The following is a 20,925-nucleotide window of genomic DNA, read 5'->3' as shown; positions in this document are numbered from 1 at the left end:
CTTGCGCCCACGGCCCTCTTTGGGGGTTATGCGTCAATCTATCTGGGCTGTCACAGAGCTGCAACATAACAACACAGATTTGTGCGACACATTCCGATTCGTTTAATGCGGGTTTAAGCTGACTATGGTTTGAACTGGCAGCGCTGCAACCGTGCTGCCAGTGAGGGGGAGGGAGATTAGAGTTTGCCAGTCAGATACTGTGCTTCACCGTCTGCAAAGCTCCAGTCGCCTTTGCTGTTAGTGATAAAACTAATCATCAGATCGTTGCCCTTTACGCCACAATTTTCTAAAAGCTCGCGTGCCAACTCTGCCATGAACAGTGTCTTTTGTTCTTCACTTCTCGGGCTGGTGTAGACGCGCACCATCACCAGGTTATCGGTGCGCTCAAAGCCCAAGCCGGTATCCTGAAATACCATTTGATAGCCTTTGTTTTCATGAACAATCTGATAGCGATCGCGTTCTGGAACTTTAAAGGCGGTCAGTACGGCGCGATGTGCAGCATCCAGCAGTGTGCGGATTTCTGATTCAGAACGGCCCTGAATAACGTCAAATGTCAGTAACGGCATAAATAAACCCTCGTTTTTGCTCACAAGATAAGAGTAGGATGTGGCTCTATGCTGCCGCTTGCTGCAGGAAAGAAAAAGCGCGCTGGTTGAAATGATTATTTATTATTTTGAACAATCCATATGAAAGAAATGAAAACTGATGCGCTCTGGGTGCATTTGCATTGGCTAACGGTTCTGGCTGAACTGGGCAGTTTTACCCGTGCAGCTGAACGATTAGATGTCAGCAAAGCCGCCATGAGCCAAAAGATCAAAGAGCTGGAAGAGATGGCAGGAGTTTCGCTGGTGCAGCGTACCACGCGCAGTGTGCGTTTAACTTCGGCCGGGGAAAAGTTGGTCGATGAGTTGCGAGATCCCTTTGCGCGCATCGCACAAAGTTTTTTCAGCGTACGTGATGAAGCGGGTCCAGTGCGCGGCATGGTGAGAGTGAGTGCACCTGTGGCCTTTGCACGCCAGCAACTGGTGCCGATCATTGGTGATTTTTTGCGGGAATATCCGCAAGTACGCCTGCAGTTGGATGTCACTGACCGACTGGTCTCTCTCGGCAGTGAAGGCTTCGATCTGGCTATTCGTCACAGCCAGACGCTGCCGGAAACGCATGTCGCGTTGCCGCTGTGTGAAACGCATGCGTTATTAGTCGCTTCGCCGGCCTATCTGGCAAAAAACGGTGTACCCCAAATACCTGAAGCGCTCCAGCAACACAACTGTTTGTACTATCCGCGCGGGCTAGAGTCGCCACAATGGCGCTTCCGTGCGGTGAGCGGAGGCCAGGATACGGTTCAGGTCAAAATTCAGGGCAATTTTGCCACCAACAACAGCGAGTCAATCCGTGATGCCGCGTTGCAAGGTTTAGGGATTGCCATGCTGCCGGATTTCAGCGCCACCGCAGCGTTGGCGGCAGGGTCGTTGCAACAGGTGCTGCCTCAGTGGCAAACCGTAGATGCCTTTGCCGATCGGTTATGGGTGGTGCGCCCGTATGCTGCACAGGTCCCTCGGGCGGTCACCACCTTTATTCACTGGCTACGCGCGCGCTTTGTTGATGGGTGAGGCCAACGCAGGAGGTGTGTGAGGTTGCATCATTTCACCCAGCAGGCTGCTGCGATTGTAGTTACCCAGACGCAGGTTGAAATCGAGGTGCAATTGCTCATTTCCACTCAGTTTTATCACCGGCGGTGGTGTTATGGGCCGCTGGTTGAATAAAACCGTGTGAGCAAAGGTTTCACTTTTCCAGCCGCTCAGGCGTTGATAGAAGTAAGCATTTGCCTCGCATTTACGTAGGAACAGATTCACACGACGATATTCACGCATTGCCGCTTGCTGCGCCAGCGAGCCTAACTGCTGCCGCGGTTGATCAATTTTTTGCGTCAACAGCGCATAATCATCACGCTTATTGAGCTCATTAAAATAATTCTGCTCACCCAAGTGTTTGATGGGGGCATACTGTTTCTGCCACTCACGAATAAAGGGATTATTGGGTGCGGCGGCGAGGAACCAGTTTTCGATCACTGGGGCCAGATAATTGACGGTCGAATTTTCCCGATAATAGCCAACCACATCCATACGACGTTCCTGATGTGCGCGATGCACCCAGGAAAGGTCTTCAAATAAAAATGTACTGCAATCAATCGCAATACCGCCGTAACGCAATAAAAGTTCCAGACGAATCACTTCACTTTTTTGCTGCTCTGTTAATTGGGTGGAAGTAAAAATAAAGTCAGGCAGAACTTCTTTTACCGTTAAACGGTTTAATAAATAAATATCGTGATCGGGGTTATCTTTTCGCAATTTCCGAATATTTAACATCATTGATTTGGGTAAATACTCATCGTCCCAATACATCCAGACTTTTTTAGGGATTTCTGGCAGATCTTTGTCGCCAGAAAACAAAACGATATTATCCTCTTCGTTGGGATCATACTCCGGCGCGCAGTGCGCAGTATGCTGTTTTTTTTGCAGTATTGTCTGGCTGGTAAAGGCGATTCTTTTCCAGTTATGCCACAGCGCACGCGCTGGCTGGAGTCGTTTTGTATTCATGATGCACCTAATTATTGTGATTATGGTAGCAAGGATTCCCCGATGCTGGCGACTTAAGCGCTCTTATGTTTCCTCACGGCTGTGTGTAAAAAGTACTCACCCCAGCTTAATAAAACATTCTGGTCGTTGAGGCTACCACTTTCTTTTGCTTTCAGATAAACCCGAAAATGAAGAAACCGTTAAGCATAAAATTCCCGATAAATAATTGACTGGATTACTGATTCTTTAATTAATGCCCTTTAGGACTATTCCGAATAAAATAACCTGAACGCCGCGATGGCTGCGGCCTGGATTAAAAGTCCCCTTCTGACAGATCGGTTAGGATGGCTGCATTTTTCACTGGCCCGGTCTGGATTTTTCACTGGCCCGGTCTGGATTTACCCCTCGTTGATGCAGGTTAGCTACGCTTAAACGAGGTGGTTTAAACAAAGGAGGCATTATGCAGTCACACAACCGTGGGTTACTGGCGGTGGATAAGCAGGGAAATCGTGTCCTGTTTCTCGATCCCGACACCTTTGCCGTGCAGCAAGAGTTGAATGCGTTTCCACCCCGTCCACATGAATTGTTAATGCTGCCCGAACAGGCGAAAGCTTATGTGCCCATTTATGGCGATGGCATTCATGGTGATAACCCACATCCCGGCCATAAGGTGGCTGTTATCGACTTACGTGAGCGGCTTATCCGTGGTTTTATTGATTTATCCCCTTTGCAGTCGCCACACAGTGGCCAACTGGGCCGTGATGGCAAAGTGTATCTGTGTTGCGAGAACAGCGCAGCAGTGGCGGTCATCGATCCGGTGAGTGATAAGGTAGAGAAAATTATCAAGTTGCCGTCTCATAATGCCCACCGTCTAACGTTGTCGCCCAGTGGGCGTAAGTTGTTCACTGAAAACGAAGAGGACGCCAGCATCACCGTCGTCGATTTGTGTGAGGCGGAAGGGCGTATTATCGACAACATTCTGCTTCCCGGCCCTATTTCAGGGATCGCGGCTTCACCGAAACACCCTTATCTGGTGGCCAGCGCGGCGGATGCGCCGCTGCTCTATGTGGTCGATCGCCAAAGCCATCGCATTCGCCAGCGCATCAAATTAACCGGTCATCAACAGCCCTGCCAGGTGGTGCGCTTCAGTGCCAACGGTGAACGCCTGGTCGCCATTGGCGATCAAGAACCGGTAGTCACCCTGTTTGATGACCTGCTCAACCCGCTTGGCGATATTCAGGTTGGCAATAAACCGATGGATGGCTGTTTTAGTGCGGACAATCGTACCTTGCTTATTGCCAACGAGGGTGATGGCACGCTGAGTGTGATTGATCTGCAACAGCTGCAGGTGGTTGCCACACCGACGGCTGGCACCGGTTGTGAAGTCTTGAGCTATTTCCAGATTAAATAAACGGTCGATGATAAATCGCACTGCTCCAGTGGCGGCTGCTGGCATGTTTCTCTGCTTGCCAGCCGCGCTTACGTAATTCACGGGCAATGATTTTGTTCATGATGCCATGGCCAACCAGTAAGACGGTGCCTTGATTCGACAGCGCCACCAGCTTATCCGCCGCCTGACTGGCGCGGGCCCGCGCATGTTTAACTGACTCGACATGCCCCGCGTAGCCGCACAACCAGAGTAGGCGCAACAACGCCAGCCACACAGTGAGTGGGAGATGCAGCCGTTCAAACGATAGCATTGGCATCGCGACTTCACTGAAAAGATCATCGACATCATGAGGTTGCAGCCCAAGACGCGCCAAGGACGAACGTGCCCGTGGCAGCGGGCTGGAGGCGATCACATGGGCTTTTTGCGCAATCGCCATGCTGCGGGGAGGAGGCGAGTCGCATATATCCGCCAAATCGTAACCTTCGCACCAGTCAGCTAGCGCGCTTGCGGAGAAGCGGCCGCTCACAGGATGGTCGGGTTTTCCGTGTCGCATGAGGATGATGGTCATAAGGATCCTGATTGATTTTTGTTCAGTGTAATGCAGGTGTAGAACAAACCGCACGCAAAGCCCGGTTTTAAGATTAATTCGCAATTGTCATCAAAGCTTAACTGAACTGTGCGAAAAAAAGCGCGATGAAGGATCAGCCACCACGCCGTTAATGATAAGCAATAATCGTTAGTTACACGCGGTATGACGATTTTTTTGTTACGCGCATTAGATGTAATGTCATGAATTGACGCCATTTTTGTCTTTTTCACCCGAGCTATAGTGAAGATAAATTAATTGTTTTCACTTTTATCACTTGATTTATCTACGCGCGTAGATAGACTGTGTCCACAGTGATAACTCACGGTGCCAGTGACGAAGTTGGCCTTGAGATGACCCAGTTACATTTGCCTCACTAATGCGACCGATGAAAAAAACATCGGCGAGAACAGGCGAAGAAGCGAATTCCAACACCAGGGGAATTCTTTGACTTTCATCCAGGTTTGCCCACTGAACGTCGCCACCGGGGAGTTCCGCTTGTTGCAAGGGAACCGTCCCACGGAAGGGCGTTTGCTGTTTTCACCTATTTCAGGGAAATGGTTATGACGGTACATCAGTCCGTTTCGCAACAAACTTCACTGACCTCTTCTTCAGCCGCTGACGCGCGGTTGGAAACCTCTTCAGGCCGCAAAGATTTCTGGCGTGCTACTTTCTCATGTTGGCTTGGCACGGCAATGGAATATGCGGATTTCGCGCTCTATGGCCTGGCTGCCGGTATCATTTTTGGCGATGTGTTTTTCCCTAACGCCACCCCGACCATGGCTCTGCTTTCAAGTTTTGCCACTTGGTCAGTGGGTTTTATCGCTCGTCCAATTGGTGCTTTGCTGTTTGGTTGGATAGGCGATCGTAAAGGTCGTAAAACAGTCATGATCGCCACCATTATCTTGATGGGCGCTTCCACTACCCTTATCGGCCTGATCCCTTCCTATGCCAGCATTGGCGTCTGGGCGCCTGCTTGTCTGGTATTACTGCGCTTTACTCAAGGTTTAGGGGCGGGTGCCGAACTCTCTGGCGGTACCGTTATGCTGGGTGAATACGCACCGGTAGAACGCCGTGGCTTGGTTTCTTCTGTGATTGCCTTGGGTTCTAACAGCGGTACGTTGATCGCCTCGCTGGTATGGCTGGCGGTGATTCAAATGGATAAAGAGAGCCTGCTCGCATGGGGCTGGCGCATTCCATTCCTCAGTAGTGTATTGATTGCAGTCGTCGCGCTGTGGATTCGTCGTCATCTGCGTGAGACCCCGGTCTTCGAACGCCAGCAGGCGGAGTTGCAAGCCGAGCGTAACACCACTCTGCAGCATGCTGCCTCTGAAAGTGATACCCGCAGCTTCTGGCAGCGCAGCCGCGCATTCTGGACCATGGTCGGCCTGCGTATCGGCGAGAACGGACCCTCCTATCTGGCGCAGGGCTTTATTGTGGGATATGTCGCCAAAGTGTTGATGCTCGACAAATCCGTACCCACCACTGCGGTCTTTATCGCCTCCGTACTCGGTTTCCTGATCATTCCTTTCGCCGGTTGGCTCTCTGACCGTTTTGGCCGTCGCATCACCTATCGTGTTTTCTGCCTGTTACTGATGGTCTACGCCTGGCCTGCCTTCAGCCTGATGGACAGCCACGACCCGGCGATTGTGATCCCCGTGATTGTGGTGGGAATGGCATTAGCTTCGCTGGGCATCTTTGGTGTACAGGCCGCATGGGGTGTTGAGCTGTTCGGTGTAAAGCACCGTTACACCAAGATGGCGGTCGCGAAAGAGCTGGGGTCTATCCTTTCTGGAGGGACTGCACCTTTAGTGGCTGCAGCGTTGTTGTCCTTTACCGGTCACTGGTGGGCGATTGCGGTGTACTTTTCCGCGATGGCAACCATCGGTTTCCTGACCACATTTGTGGCGCCGGAAACGCGTGGACGCGATCTCAATCTGCCAGAAGATGCAATCTAGCGCGTAGCGGGATGTGAATTAAACGTTGCCATTGGCCGGGATTCCGGCCAATGGCATTTATGCAGAGGCAAGAGCATTGGCGAAATCTCCAAGCGGAAATGTGACACGCAGTGATGTGGCAAAAGTCGCCGGAACCTCAGTGGCGGTAGTGAGTTACGTCATAAACAACGGTCCGCGTCCGGTGGCAGAAGCCACGCGTCAGCGTGTACTGGAGGCGATAAAACAAACGGGTTATCGGCCCAATGCCGTAGCGCGCGCGTTGGCCTCCGGTAGCACCAAAACCTTTGGTTTAGTGGTGCCGAACATCAGCAACCCCTTCGTTGCCTCAATGGCGCATGTGCTGTTACAGGAGTCGCTTAACCACGGCCACGTCATGTTGCTGGGCGATGCCGGGGATGATCGCAAACGTGAGCTGGAACTGATTCAGGGTTTATTAAATCGCCAGGTTGATGGCCTGTTTTACAACAGCGTCGATCGCCATCCCTACATTGATGTGATTCAGGCCAGCGGCACCCCCTTTGTCATGCTGGATCGCGTTGAGCCGCGTCCCGGCGTCAGTATGTTGCGCGTTAATGAACGTGAAGCCTCGCGACAGGTGACGGCACATCTCCTCAGCCACGGCTATCAGCAGGTGGGCATGATCAGTGGTCCGCTGGATATGCTCAACGCCCAGGATCGTATTCAGGGCTGGCGCGACGCCATGGCGGAAGCAGGCTTACAGATTGATGAGGCTCAAATTTTTCCAGCCAGTTATACGCGGCAAGGTGGTTATGACGCCGCTAAACAGATGATTGCCAGTGGACGCATTCCGCGTGCGCTGTTTACCAGTAATGAAGGCCAGGCGATTGGCTGCATTCGCGCACTCTCAGAGCATGGATTGCGCGTGCCTCATGATGTGGCGCTGGTGTGTTTCAACGGTACTGACCAGTCGGCGTTTCATGTCCCCACGCTGACCACCGTACGTCAACCGCTGCGTGAAATGGCACGCAGCGCTATAGCCATGCTGAAAAACTGGGATGGCGACGCGCAACTGGCAGAATTTCCTCACTACCTCGAAATCGGTGAGTCCTGTGGCTGCCAACTTACTCAACAAAAATAAACTTATAAATATATGAAAAGACTGATTATTGATTGTGATCCAGGGAATGGCATCGCCGGTGCCAATACAGATGACGGCCTTGCGCTGGCATTGGCGTTGGCTTCGCCATCGTTGTCGGTTGAGCTGATTACTACCGTCACCGGTAATACGCCAAGCGCGCTAGGTGCGCGTGTTGCCAAGGATCTGTTGCAGCGCCTTGGCCTGAATATTCCCGTGGTACAGGGTGCATTGCAGGCGCTGCGGGAAGATCCTGCGCCGTGGCGTGCCCGTCTCGATGGGGTTCAGGATGAAAAACTCGGGGAGCTGTGGCGTGGGGTGCGTCAGCCTCAGATGCTGGCGGCCGATGGCAATGATGCAGCAGGCGTGATGGGGCAGCTGATTTGTGATAACCCCGGTGAGTTCACCTTGGTTGCGATCGGTCCATTGACCAACGTCGCACAGGCACTGCAACGTTATCCGCAGATGGCAGAATCCGTGGCGGAGATCGTGATCATGGGCGGGGTGTTCTCACTGGATGATTACATTAAAGACACCAACTTTGGCCTCGACCCTGAAGCTGCGCATCAGGTGTTGCACAGCGGTGCGACTATCACGCTGGTGCCGATGGATGCCACGACGCAGACGCTGATGACCCACCAGGATCTCAACCGCCTCACCGCCAACGACCATCCGTTGCCTCAGTTTGTGCGTGAAACCTTGCGTCCATGGATTGATTACTCAATCCGCACTCGCCATTTGCCGGGATGTTGGATTCATGATGCGCTGGTGGTTGCCTGGTTACTGAATCAGCGCGTGGCCGATGGCGTTGACTACCACGTCGATATCGAACTGCGTGCCGGTGCAACGCGGGGTAAAAGCTGGCGTTATCGCACGCCACTGCGTTTGGATATCGGTGTCCCCCAGCAAGCTGGTGCGCTGGTGCATGTGATGCAAACGGTTAACAATGGACTGTTGCTGGAGATGATTGAAAAAGCGTTCAATGGATTGAAGCGTTGATGACAGGATGGTCAGTGGCAGCGCCATTTATCGCATAAACTGACCTCTTTCGCCGTGTTACCTTGGCACAAAACATTGCGCCGCAACCTTGCGGTGCGTTGCTCTAATCCCCGACACGCCTGCTTACAAGCCGAATTACTCCCTGACAATTCCCTACCGCAGCCCTTCTTTCTGACATGCTATATACAAATGGTTAACACAATAATAACCAGTGAAATCATTCGCTGGATAACGTTCCAATAAATTCCGGTCAATGAGCCGGGAATAATCAGACAGGATACCCCTATGTTTAACTGGACTGCGACCCAGCGAAACGTGGCTTTTGCCAGTTTCGCCAGCTGGACGCTGGATGCGTTCGACTTCTTTATCCTGGTGTTTGTACTCAGCGATCTTGCCCAGTATTTCAACACCAGCGTCTCCGATGTTTCCATTGCCATTATGCTTACGCTGGCGGTTCGACCGATCGGCGCATTGATCTTTGGTCGTCTGGCCGAAAAATATGGCCGCCGACCGATTCTGATGCTCAATATCGTGATGTTCTCGCTCTTTGAGCTGCTCTCTGCATGGTCACCCAATTTCACCGCATTCCTGGCGTTTCGCGTGATTTATGGTGTGGCGATGGGCGGCATCTGGGGCGTGGCATCCTCACTGGCGCTGGAAACTATCCCTGATCGCTCGCGCGGTCTGATGTCTGGCATTTTCCAGGCGGGTTATCCGTGCGGCTATCTGCTGGCATCGATTATCTTTGGACTGTTTTTCGAAACGGTCGGTTGGCGTGGCATGTTCCTGATTGGTGCATTGCCGATTTTGCTGCTGCCGTTTATCTACTTCAAAGTACCGGAATCACCGGTGTGGCTGGCCGCGCGTGAACGTAAAGAGAGCACGGCACTGCTGCCGATTATCCGTCAGCACTGGAAGCTCTGTGTCTACATGGTGCTGCTGATGGCCTGCTTTAACTTCTTTAGCCACGGTACCCAGGATCTTTATCCCACCTTCCTGAAAGTGCAGCATCAATTTGACCCGCACACCGTGAGTATTATCGCCATCAGCTACAATATTGCGGCGATGCTCGGTGGTATCACCTTTGGTGCGTTGTCAGAGCGTATTGGCCGTAAGAAAGCGATTATGCTGGCGTCTTTCCTTGCACTGCCTGTCTTGCCATTGTGGGCGTTTTCGAGCGGTTCATGGATGATTGGGATTGGCGCATTCCTGATGCAGTTTATGGTGCAAGGTGCGTGGGGCGTTGTGCCGACCTATCTGACCGAGTTGGTACCTGCGAATGCTCGCGCTGTGCTGCCGGGCTTTGTCTATCAATTGGGGAATTTGATCGCCTCAGTCAATGCTACCTTGCAGGCACGCATTGCTGAGGCGCACGGCGGCAACTATGGACTGGGAATGGCGATAGTTGCGGGTACGGTGGCGGTACTCATTTGCGTGTTTGTCGCCTTTGGGCGGGAGACGCGGGGTATTGAGATCTCCGGTACTGTCGCCCGTCAAGAACGTTAAAGCGCTTCGCAAACATCAACCCATTTCGCTGCAGTGAGATCTGCCATCCGCTGCGGCGAAATGCGTACCGCGCTGTGAATCGAACCCGCAGCCGGCAATACCTCATCAAAATTACGCAGTGTGATATCACAATAAACGGTCAGCGGATTTTCTAACCCAAACGGACAGACGCCACCAACCGGATGACCGGTCCAGTTCACCACCTCATCCACGCTTAGCATGCGAGCTTTGGCACCCAGTGCGGCTTTCAGCTTGCGGTTGTCGAGGCGGGCATCACCCCGCGTGACAATCAGCACAATGGCATCCTTCACTTTTAACGACAGTGTCTTGGCGATTTGCCCCGGTGTGACGCCATGCACGCGGGCGGCCAGTTCTACCGTGGCGGTGCTTTCTGGCATCTCGATGATATCGATATCCGGTGCATATTCGGCAAAGAAGTGCCGTACCGACTCCAGGCTCATTTTTTTCTCCGGCAAAAACAGAGCCTAAAAGCTGCCATAAGGGCGGAAAAGTGTAAACGAGATAAAAAGAGAATCTGTAACAGAATGCGCGGGGGTTACACCACTTTTAACGTGCAGTTACCGCAGCGTTCAACGTCCGGGATACGGTAACGCTGGCAGCAACTGCGGCGTTCCATCTCGCCGTTACGCGGGATCATGGTGCGATACAGGGGGTTATCGCTGCCATCCAGTAGGGTTTGGGTAAAGAACAGTGCCTGTTCCAATTGCGTGACAAGGGCTTCAGATAGCTGACTTTTTAACTCACCGAGGAACCAGTAAAACGAAAAGCCCATGTTGTTCCAGATGAGTTTTGCGTTGATATCGCCGTGTTGCGTCATGCCATTCACAGCAGGAATCAGGCATTGCTGGATCAAGCGATCGAAACGTTGTTGAGCACTGAGGTAGCGTGCCTCTTCATCTTCCTGCACATCAATCCAGAAGGCGCAAGGGTGGCCATTTTCATGGAATTCCACATGAATCAGCGGTGGCGTGCACTTCAGCGCACGGGGTTCTTGCAGCAACATCAGCATCAGTGGGGGCAACAATAAACCGAAATACCACTGTGCCCACAGCGATTGGAGCGGCTTGGCTTCCTGCTGCGCATCAGGGTGATTGCGATAGAGATGGTCGCTGTAACGCTGTGTCAGACGGCGGTAGTGAACCGGTTTTGACCACTCGGACAGCGTCAGTGTGCCTGCCGGGGCGGATTGCCCCAGCTTGACGTTGTCCAGCATATAACTGCGTTGATCACGCATCAGATCTTCCAGCGCGCTCGCTAAATTGCGATCGCTCTGCATAAAGATCAGTGGATGCTCGCTATAGCGATGATCCTGATGTGTGATGATGGGCATGCCGATCCTGAGTGATAACGGTAATCGAGGAGAAAATGATAATCGTTACTGTCTTTCTGGACAAGATCACCTCAAATCAAATCGTTGCTCACCTGCGTCAGTTTCGGTAAATCTTCCCACGCCAGAATGGTGTTACGTCCCTGATTTTTAGCCACATAGAGTGCGCGGTCTGCATTTGAAACTGCCTGATCGAAGTCGTCAGCAAAAATCGGCGCGATACCAGCGCTGATGGTGACATGGGTGGAGACTTTTTCATTGAAGCGATGCGGGATCTCCAAATCCACCACATATTGGCGAATGCGCTCGGCGAGTTTCATAGCAATTGAGGCGTTGACGTTCGTCATCAGCACCAGAAACTCTTCACCGCCATAACGTGTCACGACATCGCGTGAACGCACGGCATCACGAATCGCCACTGAGACGCGTGCCAGTGCCTGATCGCCCATCGCATGACCGTAATTGTCGTTGTAGGCTTTGAAGTGATCGATATCGAGCAGCAGCACATAATGGCTGCCCGCATGATTTTCCAGAATGTTATCCAGTCGGTTTTTCAGCCCGCGTCGGTTATACAAACCGGTTAACGGATCAAGCATGCTTAAATCACTGAAACTCTCTTTTTCTTCATAGAGTTGGCTCACTAAACGACGTGTAAAGGAATCAAAGCGACGGCGCATTAAATGATGCAGAGAAAAACCGATTAAGGGCAGGGTAATGGTGAATATAATCATCATTAAATGCTGCCCATCATCTAATAACAGTACGGTTAATACGGGGGGCGTTATGTGTAAACAGAATGCAATCAAATAATCACTAAGCGCAATAGCACTGATAAAGAATACGCTTAACAGGCTGATTATTAAAAAGCTGCCATCAAAATAGAAAACCAGATGGTATCTGTGGTTAATGTGCCACGCCCATAATGCACCTAATATCAGCGCGACAGGATTTAATAGCGGGAATTTTTGTTTAGGCATGACTAAACAAAGGGTGAGCAAAGTCAGGCTGAAAGCCGCAACCAACCCCACGGGGAGCGAACTTACTGGGCTATCTGCGCCTAAAAACGGTAACAGACAAAAAAGCGAAACGGCGACATTTAAAAACAAAAAGAGCATCAGCGAGAGCCGATATTTGCTGTGTTTCAACTCATCATAAGATTGTAATTTCATTATTATTACTCGTGACAGCCCTGAAATATCAAAGCGCTACCCGAGGGAATTAATCCCCTAAACCGGATAGTGAGCACGTTATTGTTGTGTTTTCAAAATAGTTATCGGCGGCAATCTAGCATTTTTGAGTAAATCTGTCATCCCGCGTGACTTATAAGAAAAAATTCGCTGCAAGATGAGAAATATTATCATATGATAATACGAATATTTATCATTTGAGGGTTACGCGATGATCATGGCGATGATGGCTGCCTGCGGCTTATGGGGCGTGAGCTGGATGATGGGTAAGCGGCTGGACAGCGGTTGGGGGGTGTTACTTCCTTGCGCAGCATTGCCGATTTTTGCGCTGTGGGAACCGAGTTTTAGCCAATGGCGTGTGGTGATGATAGTAGCGCTGTTGCTCACCATAGTGATGTTGTTCCATCATCGACTGCGTCACTATTTGCTGCTCCCTTCATGCCTGGCACTCGCGGGCGGTGCTGCCGCCATCACGGTCAATTTCCATATCGTTTGATGGGGTTTGCTGAACGGCAGAAACGACAACATCACGCCACGTGCGTGATATCTTCAAATTACTAGATTTGGGGATTTTACTGCCAAGAAGGTAAGACAACGTGGTGCGAAGGGAGGGACTTGAACCCTCACGTCCGTAAGAACACTAACACCTGAAGCTAGCGCGTCTACCAATTCCGCCACCATCGCATTGTGTTGTCTTTTCTGGTTTATACCATCGCATTGGTGCGAAGGGAGGGACTTGAACCCTCACGTCCGTAAGAACACTAACACCTGAAGCTAGCGCGTCTACCAATTCCGCCACCATCGCTCAGTGCTATGATATAAACTTTGTGATTATTGGTGCGAGGGGAGGGACTTGAACCCTCACGTCCGTAAGGACACTAACACCTGAAGCTAGCGCGTCTACCAATTCCGCCACCGTCGCGTACCCTGCAACACTCTAAAGTATTGCTAACCACGGAGGCGCATTCTAGAGATTTTACTCATTGCGTCAATACATATTTCACGACGATGAAACGATTGCTGCAAAAAACAACATTTTCACCGTCGGGAAGATCAGAACGCGTTATTTACGCGTTTTGGTGCCACGACCGTACACCGCACGGTAGACCTTAAAGCGTCCGGTCTGTGCCAGCACTTCGTGGTTACCGAAGGTTTCATCCAGAATCTGCGGATAAGGCAGGAAGGCGTTAGCCACAATACGTAACTCCCCGCCACTGTTCAGATGCTTCAAGGCACCACGAATCAGCGTGTTGGCCGCATCGAGGCTGGTTTGCAGGCCATCATGGAACGGTGGGTTCGAGATGATCATATCGAAACGGCCGGTGACATCCGAGAAGACGTTACTGGCGAACACTTCACCTTCCAGCTCGTTGGCGGCCAGCGTCAGTTTACTGGCTTCGATGGCCGCTGCATGCACATCACACAGCCACAAACGTATGCGTGGGGAGATTTGTGCCATCACGGTGGCCAGCACGCCGCTACCACAGCCGATATCCAAGACTTTGCCACGGAAGTGCGGCTCCAGCGTGGAGAGCAGCAGATCGCTGCCAATATCCAGCCCATCGCGGCTGAAGACGCCCGGCAGCGTGTGGATAGTGAGGTGCTCGATCATGTAAGTGTTGCCGTAGCTGCTGGCATCAAAGGTTGGCTGCGTATCCAGACGACCATGATAGAGCCCACAACGACGCGCACTGTCGACTTTTTCCAGCTTCGCCCACTCTTCCAGCATGCCTTCAGCACTGCGCACACCGCTGCGGTTTTCACCGACCACGAAGATATCGCAGCCGACCGGCATCAGAGACAGCAGGTTTTGCAGTTGGAACTGCGCTTCTGGCTTGTTCTTCGACCAGAAATAAACCAGCGTATCGCATCCTTCAACATCGGCGGCGGTTGCCACCATGCTGTAAACCGCTCGTTCACCGAGGCGACGGCTCAGGTTCTGCCAGTGATGGTACTGCTGGGTATGCACGCGCGTAGAGGCGGTTTCCAGCTGGGCGGGCAGGTCATCCTGCAGGTCGCCAGCAAACAAAACATGGCGGGCGGTAAATTCATCACTGTGGCGCAGAATCACTTCGCTGGCCGGGGTAAAAGCAGACATGGAACGCTCCTGTTAAATCAGAGCGGGGATTATAGTGCTTTGTTGGCGCATGTTCGATGGGTTTGCTAGCATAGCGTCGCATTCTGGCAGCATAACGGGTAATAGCATGAGCACAAGGCGCGACTGGCTTCTACAGCAAATAGGGATTACGCAGTATCAATTGCGGCGTCCACGCGTGCTGCAGGGCGAAATTGCCGTCACGCTTTTGCCCGGCACACGTCTGGTCATGGTGGCTGAACATGCGCCGACGCTGCAGGAACCCTTGATTCGCGATGTACTGCACGCGCTGAATATTCAGCCTGCGCAAGTCATGACGCTGACGCCAGAACAATTGCCGATGCTACCTGAGCAGGTCGATTGTGCGGGCTGGCTGATGGGCGTAAAGAGCGAATATCCCTTTAACGGCATCACCTTCAACACTGCCGTTTTCAACGAATTGATCAGCAGTGGCGCCGCCAAACGCGCCCTGTGGCAACAGATGTGTAATCATGACAGCCATCTCTTTAGTCACCCCTGAAGACCAGCCGCAACTGCTGGCAATTGAGCGCCGGGCGCATGCCTTTCCCTGGAGCGAGCAGACCTTCAACAGCAACCAGGGCGAACGTTTTGTTAATCTTCGCCTGGAAGCCGAGGGTAAGCTGGCAGGATTCGCCATTACCCAAGTGGTATTGGATGAGGCATCACTGTTCAACATTGCGATAGATCCCGACTTTCAGCGTCGGGGGTACGCACGCCAGTTATTGCAGCATTTGATTGCCGAACTGGAAACGCGAGACGTGATGACGATGTGGCTGGAAGTGCGAGCTTCTAATCACCCGGCAATTGCCCTGTATGAACAGCTCGATTTTCATCAGGTCAGCGTACGGCCCAACTACTATCCCACTGCCAACGGGCGTGAAGATGCCATCATCATGGCGCTAACTCTGTAAGAAGGGACACTATGTTAAATGACTGGGACTGCATCCTGTTTGATGCAGATGACACACTTTTTCATTTTGACGCCTACGCCGGTTTGCAGCGTATGTTTGCCAGCTATGACGTGCATTTCAGCGATCAAGATTACGCCGATTATCAGGCGATCAACAAACCGCTGTGGATCGATTATCAGAACGGCACCATCTCAGCCTTACAGTTGCAAACGCGTCGTTTCACCCTATGGGGTGAGAAACTCAGCGTCGCGCCTGAAGTGCTGAACAGCGATTTCCTCAGTGCGATGGCCGAGATTTGTTTGCCACTCGACGGCGCAGCTGAGTTGCTCAACGCGCTGAAGGGTAAAGTGAAGATCGCCATCATCACCAACGGCTTCACCGCTTTGCAGCAGGCGCGTCTGGAACGAACGGGTTTCCGTGACTTCTTTGATGAACTGGTGATCTCTGAACAGGTGGGGGTGCCGAAGCCAGATGTGGCGATTTTTGAGCATACGCTGCAATTGCTGGGCAACCCGGATCGCAATCGTGTTCTGATGGTTGGCGATACGCCAGAATCTGACATTCTTGGCGGTATCAATGCGGGATTGAAAACCTGCTGGATTGATCACGGTACGCGCCCATTGCCAGAAAAAATTACCCCTACCTGGCGGGTCAAAACCTTGGCTGAGCTTGAATCCATTCTTATCTCTTAACAATCCCTGCGCCTGTTTAAAAAGTAAAAAAACCAGACTTACACGGCAAGTCTGGTTTTTTTTATCACTTTTTTCCTGCCTCATGGTTTATTCCACTATCAGGTCTCACTTTCTTCGCTTTTATGGTTTTAAGCTGAAAATCAGATCCATCTTATCTATGACTATTTTTAATGATCAAAAGAGCGAAATCTTGCGTTTCGTTAACATCCATTCACACAATTAAACGTTTACTAAGGTTATTCTTAGGTGTTTGAACAAAAAACAACCCGATTTGTGATAAGTGTATTTATTAAGATTTGATAAAGTTAATTTTCTCTACTACGGCTGCGTTGTAATTTTGTCAGGGTTATGTAAACTTCAGCTCAGCTTGTCAATGGATTGATTGTTTTTACGCCAACGGGATGGTAGCACCACGCTCGTGCGGTAGCTATGTCGCTACCATCAATTCATATCTTATTGATATAAATAAAATAAAATCATTGCGAACCACTAATCTTATATCGCAATGCTTTTTCCCCGAAATTGCAGTCAATGATTTAGTCTCATCAGGCATGATGATTTTCTGACTATGGATGTCATAAAAGGAAGACGTAATTATCGTTCTTTACCGTTTCGCTTACAAAGATCCGATCATATTTCTGATCAATTAGTAACGGAATGGCATCTCCTTGCCGACTTTGTTATTAACACTGTTGCGCTAAAAATACTTTATACAAACTGATCAATATTTGACTTTCCCTGCGGTAGTCTTACCACGCGGTGAATGCGGTTATTTTTTAAACTGGTACTGAAATGTGATTTTTGATGACTTACATCTTCAGTTCGCCATGCTCACAACCGGCCGCTGGCCATTTTTTAAGCATCGATGGAACTAAACATGAACAAAATGGTGAATCTTCGTATCGCACTGGGCTTGATGTTTGTTTTTGCTGTGGTGGGCTGTAAGGCACCACCAAAGATGACGGATGACACGATGATCAGCAGCACTGTGGAAGGTGTGACTTTTACACATCGCTTCGCTGTCCAGCCTCCGGCGCAATTCAGCCCTGTTAATGAGGCGTATCGCGCGCTCTATCCTGCCTCGGTCATGACTCGCCCTGATTTCAGCGGCAAAGTCGTCAGTACACTGCAGAGTGGTGAAACTTATACCGTCATCGGTCAGGTGGAAAACAACTGGCTGGCATTAGGAGAAATCCCGCAAGGGGATGAACCTCAGGCAGAAGATAACAAGGCGACGGAGCAAACCACCAAGCCAAATCAATTGATTGGCTACGTTCCCTTCCGCGCTGTGGTGAAAAGCGAACTGTATGACCAAACCATCAAAGCCGATCAGCCAAAACGTCGCGCACGTGTAGCCAGTAAGAAAAAAACCTGCGTCTCTGTCGATGGTGATAGCAAAGCCTGCCAGAACACCAATAGCGGCACGTGGATCATCAACTAATCGGCTGAGCAGGGAGGGCTGATTAATGGCCATGAGGCGAATAAAGCAAGGGTTTTGGTTGCTGCTGGTCATGACGTTGGTGGCATGCAGCAGTAGCGAACCGGCTAAGGTGGCGCGTTATAACCTGAATTTCCAGGCGCATCCTCAGATTAACGCAGGGGCGCCACTGAAAGTGCGGGTGATGTTACTCACCTCGGATGCAGAGTTCATGTCCGCGGATTTTTATTCGCTGCAGAATCAGCCCGCCACGGCACTGGGCAGTACGTTGCTCAATAACCAGCAATTCTTCCTGATGTCGGGTCAGCTCAGTAAAACGCTGAGTGCCAAAAGCCTGCCAGAAGCGCGTTATATCGGCGTGATGGCCGAGTATCAGGCGTTGGATGGAAAAGTCTGGCGCCTTGCGCTGCCCTTCCCAGATGGTGAGAACAGCGCTTTCTGGCAGTTCTGGAAAAGCAACGACGGCGAACTGAATGCTCGCATTGTTGCAGACATTAATGGTCTTCGTGTGGTTAAGCAGTAAAGGATGAGTATGAACAGAGCCGAAAAAGTGGTCTGGACTGAAGGAATGTTTCTGCGACCACACCATTTCCAGCAATCGGAAAACTATCTCCACAGCACCTTACGTGACTGGGGGCAGTCGCAGCGTGCCTATATGTGGGGCTTTTTTGACCTTGAGTTTGATGAAGCGATGCTGCGTCAAGGCAAGCTGGCACTCAGTGCAGCCAGCGGGTGTTTACCTGACGGTACCTTTTTCTCATTTAGCCAGCCGCAGCATGGTCCGGCACCCCTGGCGCTTGCCAGTCATGTCGATCGCGCCAAAGTGGTATTAGCCATCCCAGCACGACGCAATGGTCAGGAGTCCGTGGCTTTTCAAGATACTCAAGATTCTCTGGCGCGCTATCTGGCTTGGGAAGCGGAAGTGGAAGACGATAATGCGATGGCGGTGGGTGCGGCGACCGTGCAATTTGGCAAATTGCGCTTACGGCTCATGCTGGAGCAGGATCTCACTGCAGAATGGACAGCCATGGGCGTGGCGCAGGTGATTGAGAAGCGCAGTGATAACCAACTCCAGCTCGACAGCCACTACATCCCGCCGATGCTCACACTCACCGCTAGCCGCCCCCTTCAAAGTATGCTGAATGATGTCAATGGCTTACTGACGCAACGCAGCCAGCTATTGGGGCAGCGTGCACCGAGTTCCGGCCGTTTTAACAGCGCCGACATGGTGGATTTCATGTTGCTGGCACTGCTGAATCGTCAGCTTGGCCTGCATGCGCATTTACAACATCTTCCACAATTGCATCCTGAAGTGCTCTATAGCCATTGGCTGCAACTTGCCGCAGAACTCAGCACGTGGATGCCCTCGCGCACGCCCGATGTCTTGCCCCTTTACGATCATGATGATTTGCAGGGCTGTTTTAGCCGCCTCACGCTGATGCTCCGCCAAGGGTTGTCGCAGGTCATGGAGGAGAGTGCGATTCAGCTACCGCTGACGCAACGTTCCCATGGACTAAATGTGGCTACCGTGCCGGAAAGCAGCATGGTTCACGCGTTCGGCTTTGTACTGGCAGTTAAAGCCAGTATCCCCGCAGAGACGTTAAAAACCCATTTCCCCGCGCAGATGAAAGTGGCACCGGTCACCAAGATTCGCGATTTGGTTCAGCTGCAACTACCTGGATTAGCGCTTAAAGCGATGCCTGGTGCGCCACCGCAAATCCCTTGGCACGCGGGTTACAGCTACTTCGAACTCGATAAAAACAGTGAGTTGTGGCAGGAGATGGAGCGCTCCGGTGCGTTCGCCCTCCACCTTGCCGGTGAGTTTCCTGGCCTGAACATGGAGTTTTGGGCCGTTCGCAGTCAGTCAGAATAATCAAAACTGAGCACGCAGCATGATGCAGGAACAACAGAAACCTAACAGTGATGTAAGCCACCAGAACGTTCTGGTGGCCGCTGCTAATCCGCTGATCAATGCCATCCCTCAAATTCGTCACTCGGTATCCCATGACGATCCCGCGCGTTTGCGTCAGCAGCTTATCGATCAAATTCGCCGCTTTGAATTGAGCTGCCAACAGTCTGGGCTGAGCTACGAAGTCATCGTCGGAGCCCGCTATTGCCTGTGTACGGCACTGGATGAAGCCGCAGCGCTGACACCTTGGGGGAGCCGTGGTGTCTGGACCAGTAATGGCCTGCTCGTGACGTTTCATAATGAAACCTGGGGCGGCGAAAAGTTTTTCCAACTGCTGGCTAAGCTGTCGCAAAATCCGCGGCAGCATATATTAATGCTGGAGTTGATCTATTTTTGTCTGGTGCTGGGTTTTGAAGGGCGCTATCGCGTGCTGGATAATGGTCGCTCACAGCTGGAAACCATCAAACAGCGCTTGCTGCAGATGATCAAAAGCGTGCGTGGCAGTTATGCGGCGGCATTCTCACCGCACCCTACCGATCAGCCCGTATTGCGCAAACTGTGGCGCCCGATGATCCCACTGTGGGCCTGTGCCGCAGTGGCCGGATTCGCCGCCTGTCTGTTCTACATCATCCTTAACTGGCGTTTAGGCGATTACACCTCACCCGTTTTGGCGAACATCTATCAGACGTCGTTACCGGAAGTTCAGATTCGCAATCCCGCGCCACCGCCGCCTGCGTCGTTGAATCTTAAGGCTTTCCTCAAGCCAGAAATTGATGCTGGATTAGTCGCAGTGCGAGATGAGGCCGATCAAAGTGTAGTGACACTAAAAGGCGATGGCCTGTTTACCTCTGCATCGACGGAAGTGCGTGGCCGCTATGAGGCGGTGATCCAGCGTATTGCAGCCGCAATGAACAACGTCAGTGGAAAGATTCTGGTGATTGGCTACAGCGATAACGTGCCTATTCGCAGTGCGCGTTTTGCCTCCAACTATGAACTCTCTTTGGCTCGTGCTCAGTCGGTACAAACTCTGTTGCAACAACAGTTAGCACAACCTGCACGCGTTAAAGCCGAAGGGCGCGGGGAAAGCCATCCTCTGGTGCCAAATACCAGCGCTGAGAATCGTGCCCGAAACCGCCGTGTCGAGATCACGCTGTTGGTCGCACCGGATGCAACACAGTCTGAAATCAACGGCTTGGCGAGAGGGAACTGATCC

21 protein-coding genes and 3 tRNA genes are annotated in these 20,925 nt (G+C 51.7%); 14 read left to right on the top strand and 10 right to left on the bottom strand.

Annotation, left to right across the window (positions count from 1 at the left end):
- Positions 1 to 176: 176 nt before the first annotated feature.
- The gene (locus F3J38_RS13920; RefSeq protein WP_167139297.1) at positions 177 to 566 is read right to left on the bottom strand and encodes a tautomerase family protein; all 390 of its coding nucleotides are present in this window, start codon (positions 564 to 566) and stop codon (positions 177 to 179) included.
- Between the two features lie 120 nt (positions 567 to 686).
- On the opposite strand from F3J38_RS13920, the gene F3J38_RS13915 reads away from it, so the two are divergent.
- Positions 687 to 1,610, top strand: a complete 924-nt coding sequence (locus tag F3J38_RS13915; RefSeq protein ID WP_167139295.1) for a LysR family transcriptional regulator — start codon at positions 687 to 689, stop codon at positions 1,608 to 1,610.
- Here the strand turns inward: F3J38_RS13915 and F3J38_RS13910 are convergent.
- A complete protein-coding gene (locus F3J38_RS13910) occupies positions 1,584 to 2,597 on the bottom strand; it encodes a glycosyltransferase family 32 protein (RefSeq protein WP_167139293.1) in 1,014 nt (337 codons plus the stop codon). The two genes, F3J38_RS13915 and F3J38_RS13910, sit on opposite strands and share 27 nt — an antisense overlap.
- A 439-nt stretch (positions 2,598 to 3,036) precedes the next feature.
- Between F3J38_RS13910 and F3J38_RS13905 the strand changes: the two genes are divergently transcribed.
- Positions 3,037 to 3,987 carry a YncE family protein gene (locus tag F3J38_RS13905; protein ID WP_167139291.1) on the top strand — a complete coding sequence of 317 codons (951 nt, stop codon included), beginning with the start codon at positions 3,037 to 3,039 and terminating at the stop codon, positions 3,985 to 3,987.
- Here the strand turns inward: F3J38_RS13905 and F3J38_RS13900 are convergent.
- Positions 3,980 to 4,534, bottom strand: coding sequence for a histidine phosphatase family protein (locus tag F3J38_RS13900; protein WP_167139289.1), 555 nt, complete (start codon positions 4,532 to 4,534; stop codon positions 3,980 to 3,982). The genes F3J38_RS13905 and F3J38_RS13900 overlap by 8 nt on opposite strands.
- Before the next feature lie 581 nt (positions 4,535 to 5,115).
- Between F3J38_RS13900 and F3J38_RS13895 the strand changes: the two genes are divergently transcribed.
- The 4 genes from F3J38_RS13895 to F3J38_RS13880 all read left to right on the top strand — a co-directional run bounded on the left by F3J38_RS13895 (position 5,116) and on the right by F3J38_RS13880 (position 10,111).
- The gene (locus F3J38_RS13895; RefSeq protein WP_167139287.1) at positions 5,116 to 6,510 is read left to right on the top strand and encodes an MFS transporter; all 1,395 of its coding nucleotides are present in this window, start codon (positions 5,116 to 5,118) and stop codon (positions 6,508 to 6,510) included.
- A gap of 76 nt (positions 6,511 to 6,586) precedes the next feature.
- The gene (locus tag F3J38_RS13890; RefSeq protein ID WP_167139285.1) at positions 6,587 to 7,609 is read left to right on the top strand and encodes a LacI family DNA-binding transcriptional regulator; all 1,023 of its coding nucleotides are present in this window, start codon (positions 6,587 to 6,589) and stop codon (positions 7,607 to 7,609) included.
- A gap of 12 nt (positions 7,610 to 7,621) precedes the next feature.
- Positions 7,622 to 8,605 (top strand): nucleoside hydrolase, encoded by a 984-nt coding sequence (locus tag F3J38_RS13885; RefSeq protein WP_167139283.1) that lies wholly within the window; start codon positions 7,622 to 7,624, stop codon positions 8,603 to 8,605.
- 285 nt (positions 8,606 to 8,890) lie between these two features.
- On the top strand, positions 8,891 to 10,111 hold the full coding sequence (locus tag F3J38_RS13880; protein WP_167139281.1) for an MFS transporter: 1,221 nt from the start codon (positions 8,891 to 8,893) through the stop codon (positions 10,109 to 10,111).
- On the opposite strand, the gene F3J38_RS13875 is transcribed toward F3J38_RS13880, so the two are convergent.
- The 3 genes from F3J38_RS13875 to F3J38_RS13865 form a co-directional block, all read right to left on the bottom strand.
- Positions 10,108 to 10,572: a YbaK/EbsC family protein gene (locus tag F3J38_RS13875; RefSeq protein WP_167139279.1), complete on the bottom strand. Its 465-nt coding sequence runs from the start codon at positions 10,570 to 10,572 to the stop codon at positions 10,108 to 10,110. The genes F3J38_RS13880 and F3J38_RS13875 overlap by 4 nt on opposite strands.
- Before the next feature lie 95 nt (positions 10,573 to 10,667).
- Positions 10,668 to 11,462 (bottom strand): siderophore-iron reductase FhuF, encoded by a 795-nt coding sequence (fhuF, locus tag F3J38_RS13870; protein WP_167139277.1) that lies wholly within the window; start codon positions 11,460 to 11,462, stop codon positions 10,668 to 10,670.
- Positions 11,463 to 11,533: 71 nt separating this feature from the next.
- Positions 11,534 to 12,628: a GGDEF domain-containing protein gene (locus F3J38_RS13865; protein ID WP_167139275.1), complete on the bottom strand. Its 1,095-nt coding sequence runs from the start codon at positions 12,626 to 12,628 to the stop codon at positions 11,534 to 11,536.
- 229 nt (positions 12,629 to 12,857) lie between these two features.
- Between F3J38_RS13865 and F3J38_RS13860 the strand changes: the two genes are divergently transcribed.
- The gene (locus tag F3J38_RS13860) at positions 12,858 to 13,142 is read left to right on the top strand and encodes a DUF1435 domain-containing protein (RefSeq protein WP_084933604.1); all 285 of its coding nucleotides are present in this window, start codon (positions 12,858 to 12,860) and stop codon (positions 13,140 to 13,142) included.
- A gap of 101 nt (positions 13,143 to 13,243) precedes the next feature.
- On the opposite strand, the gene F3J38_RS13855 is transcribed toward F3J38_RS13860, so the two are convergent.
- The 4 genes from F3J38_RS13855 to rsmC form a co-directional block, all read right to left on the bottom strand.
- Positions 13,244 to 13,330: transfer RNA gene (locus tag F3J38_RS13855), tRNA-Leu, on the bottom strand.
- Positions 13,331 to 13,364: 34 nt separating this feature from the next.
- Positions 13,365 to 13,451, bottom strand: a tRNA-Leu gene (locus F3J38_RS13850).
- Positions 13,452 to 13,481: 30 nt separating this feature from the next.
- Positions 13,482 to 13,568: transfer RNA gene (locus F3J38_RS13845), tRNA-Leu, on the bottom strand.
- Positions 13,569 to 13,709: 141 nt separating this feature from the next.
- Positions 13,710 to 14,744 (bottom strand): 16S rRNA (guanine(1207)-N(2))-methyltransferase RsmC, encoded by a 1,035-nt coding sequence (rsmC, locus tag F3J38_RS13840; protein WP_167139273.1) that lies wholly within the window; start codon positions 14,742 to 14,744, stop codon positions 13,710 to 13,712.
- Positions 14,745 to 14,850: 106 nt separating this feature from the next.
- On the opposite strand from rsmC, the gene F3J38_RS13835 reads away from it, so the two are divergent.
- The 7 genes from F3J38_RS13835 to F3J38_RS13805 all read left to right on the top strand — a co-directional run bounded on the left by F3J38_RS13835 (position 14,851) and on the right by F3J38_RS13805 (position 20,922).
- Positions 14,851 to 15,261, top strand: coding sequence for a DNA polymerase III subunit psi (locus tag F3J38_RS13835; protein WP_167139271.1), 411 nt, complete (start codon positions 14,851 to 14,853; stop codon positions 15,259 to 15,261).
- The gene (rimI, locus tag F3J38_RS13830) at positions 15,233 to 15,673 is read left to right on the top strand and encodes a ribosomal protein S18-alanine N-acetyltransferase (protein WP_167139269.1); all 441 of its coding nucleotides are present in this window, start codon (positions 15,233 to 15,235) and stop codon (positions 15,671 to 15,673) included. Before F3J38_RS13835 ends, rimI begins: the two co-directional genes overlap by 29 nt.
- An 11-nt stretch (positions 15,674 to 15,684) precedes the next feature.
- Complete coding sequence (gene yjjG, locus F3J38_RS13825; RefSeq protein WP_167139267.1) at positions 15,685 to 16,365, top strand: pyrimidine 5'-nucleotidase; 681 nt, start codon at positions 15,685 to 15,687, stop codon at positions 16,363 to 16,365.
- Positions 16,366 to 17,230: 865 nt separating this feature from the next.
- Positions 17,231 to 17,806, top strand: a complete 576-nt coding sequence (locus tag F3J38_RS13820; RefSeq protein ID WP_167139265.1) for an SH3 domain-containing protein — start codon at positions 17,231 to 17,233, stop codon at positions 17,804 to 17,806.
- Between the two features lie 25 nt (positions 17,807 to 17,831).
- A complete protein-coding gene (gene tssJ, locus F3J38_RS13815; protein ID WP_167139263.1) occupies positions 17,832 to 18,326 on the top strand; it encodes a type VI secretion system lipoprotein TssJ in 495 nt (164 codons plus the stop codon).
- A 9-nt stretch (positions 18,327 to 18,335) separates the two neighbouring features.
- Positions 18,336 to 19,676, top strand: coding sequence for a type VI secretion system baseplate subunit TssK (tssK, locus tag F3J38_RS13810; RefSeq protein WP_167139261.1), 1,341 nt, complete (start codon positions 18,336 to 18,338; stop codon positions 19,674 to 19,676).
- A 19-nt stretch (positions 19,677 to 19,695) separates the two neighbouring features.
- Entirely contained in the window at positions 19,696 to 20,922 is a 1,227-nt protein-coding gene (locus tag F3J38_RS13805) for a DotU family type VI secretion system protein (RefSeq protein WP_167139259.1), read from the top strand.
- Positions 20,923 to 20,925 lie beyond the last annotated feature (3 nt).

It is taken from the genome of Candidatus Pantoea formicae (assembly GCF_011752625.1).
GTDB classification, from domain to species: domain Bacteria; phylum Pseudomonadota; class Gammaproteobacteria; order Enterobacterales; family Enterobacteriaceae; genus Pantoea; species Pantoea formicae.
The sequence above is the reverse complement of the archived record's forward strand: the minus strand, read 5'-3'. Positions and strand labels throughout refer to the sequence as shown.

Excerpts from the sequence above, each read along its gene's own strand:
- F3J38_RS13920 (WP_167139297.1), bottom strand. The coding sequence starts at position 566 with ATGCCGTTACTGACATTTGACGTTATTCAGGGCCGTTCTGAATCAGAA.
- F3J38_RS13915 (WP_167139295.1), top strand. The coding sequence starts at position 687 with ATGAAAGAAATGAAAACTGATGCGCTCTGGGTGCATTTGCATTGGCTA.
- F3J38_RS13910 (WP_167139293.1), bottom strand. The coding sequence starts at position 2,597 with ATGAATACAAAACGACTCCAGCCAGCGCGTGCGCTGTGGCATAACTGG.
- F3J38_RS13905 (WP_167139291.1), top strand. The coding sequence starts at position 3,037 with ATGCAGTCACACAACCGTGGGTTACTGGCGGTGGATAAGCAGGGAAAT.
- F3J38_RS13900 (WP_167139289.1), bottom strand. The coding sequence starts at position 4,534 with ATGACCATCATCCTCATGCGACACGGAAAACCCGACCATCCTGTGAGC.
- F3J38_RS13895 (WP_167139287.1), top strand. The coding sequence starts at position 5,116 with ATGACGGTACATCAGTCCGTTTCGCAACAAACTTCACTGACCTCTTCT.
- F3J38_RS13885 (WP_167139283.1), top strand. The coding sequence starts at position 7,622 with ATGAAAAGACTGATTATTGATTGTGATCCAGGGAATGGCATCGCCGGT.
- F3J38_RS13880 (WP_167139281.1), top strand. The coding sequence starts at position 8,891 with ATGTTTAACTGGACTGCGACCCAGCGAAACGTGGCTTTTGCCAGTTTC.
- F3J38_RS13875 (WP_167139279.1), bottom strand. The coding sequence starts at position 10,572 with ATGAGCCTGGAGTCGGTACGGCACTTCTTTGCCGAATATGCACCGGAT.
- fhuF (WP_167139277.1), bottom strand. The coding sequence starts at position 11,462 with ATGCCCATCATCACACATCAGGATCATCGCTATAGCGAGCATCCACTG.
- F3J38_RS13865 (WP_167139275.1), bottom strand. The coding sequence starts at position 12,628 with ATGAAATTACAATCTTATGATGAGTTGAAACACAGCAAATATCGGCTC.
- F3J38_RS13860 (WP_084933604.1), top strand. The coding sequence starts at position 12,858 with ATGATCATGGCGATGATGGCTGCCTGCGGCTTATGGGGCGTGAGCTGG.
- rsmC (WP_167139273.1), bottom strand. The coding sequence starts at position 14,744 with ATGTCTGCTTTTACCCCGGCCAGCGAAGTGATTCTGCGCCACAGTGAT.
- F3J38_RS13835 (WP_167139271.1), top strand. The coding sequence starts at position 14,851 with ATGAGCACAAGGCGCGACTGGCTTCTACAGCAAATAGGGATTACGCAG.
- rimI (WP_167139269.1), top strand. The coding sequence starts at position 15,233 with ATGACAGCCATCTCTTTAGTCACCCCTGAAGACCAGCCGCAACTGCTG.
- yjjG (WP_167139267.1), top strand. The coding sequence starts at position 15,685 with ATGTTAAATGACTGGGACTGCATCCTGTTTGATGCAGATGACACACTT.
- F3J38_RS13820 (WP_167139265.1), top strand. The coding sequence starts at position 17,231 with ATGGAACTAAACATGAACAAAATGGTGAATCTTCGTATCGCACTGGGC.
- tssJ (WP_167139263.1), top strand. The coding sequence starts at position 17,832 with ATGGCCATGAGGCGAATAAAGCAAGGGTTTTGGTTGCTGCTGGTCATG.
- tssK (WP_167139261.1), top strand. The coding sequence starts at position 18,336 with ATGAACAGAGCCGAAAAAGTGGTCTGGACTGAAGGAATGTTTCTGCGA.
- F3J38_RS13805 (WP_167139259.1), top strand. The coding sequence starts at position 19,696 with ATGATGCAGGAACAACAGAAACCTAACAGTGATGTAAGCCACCAGAAC.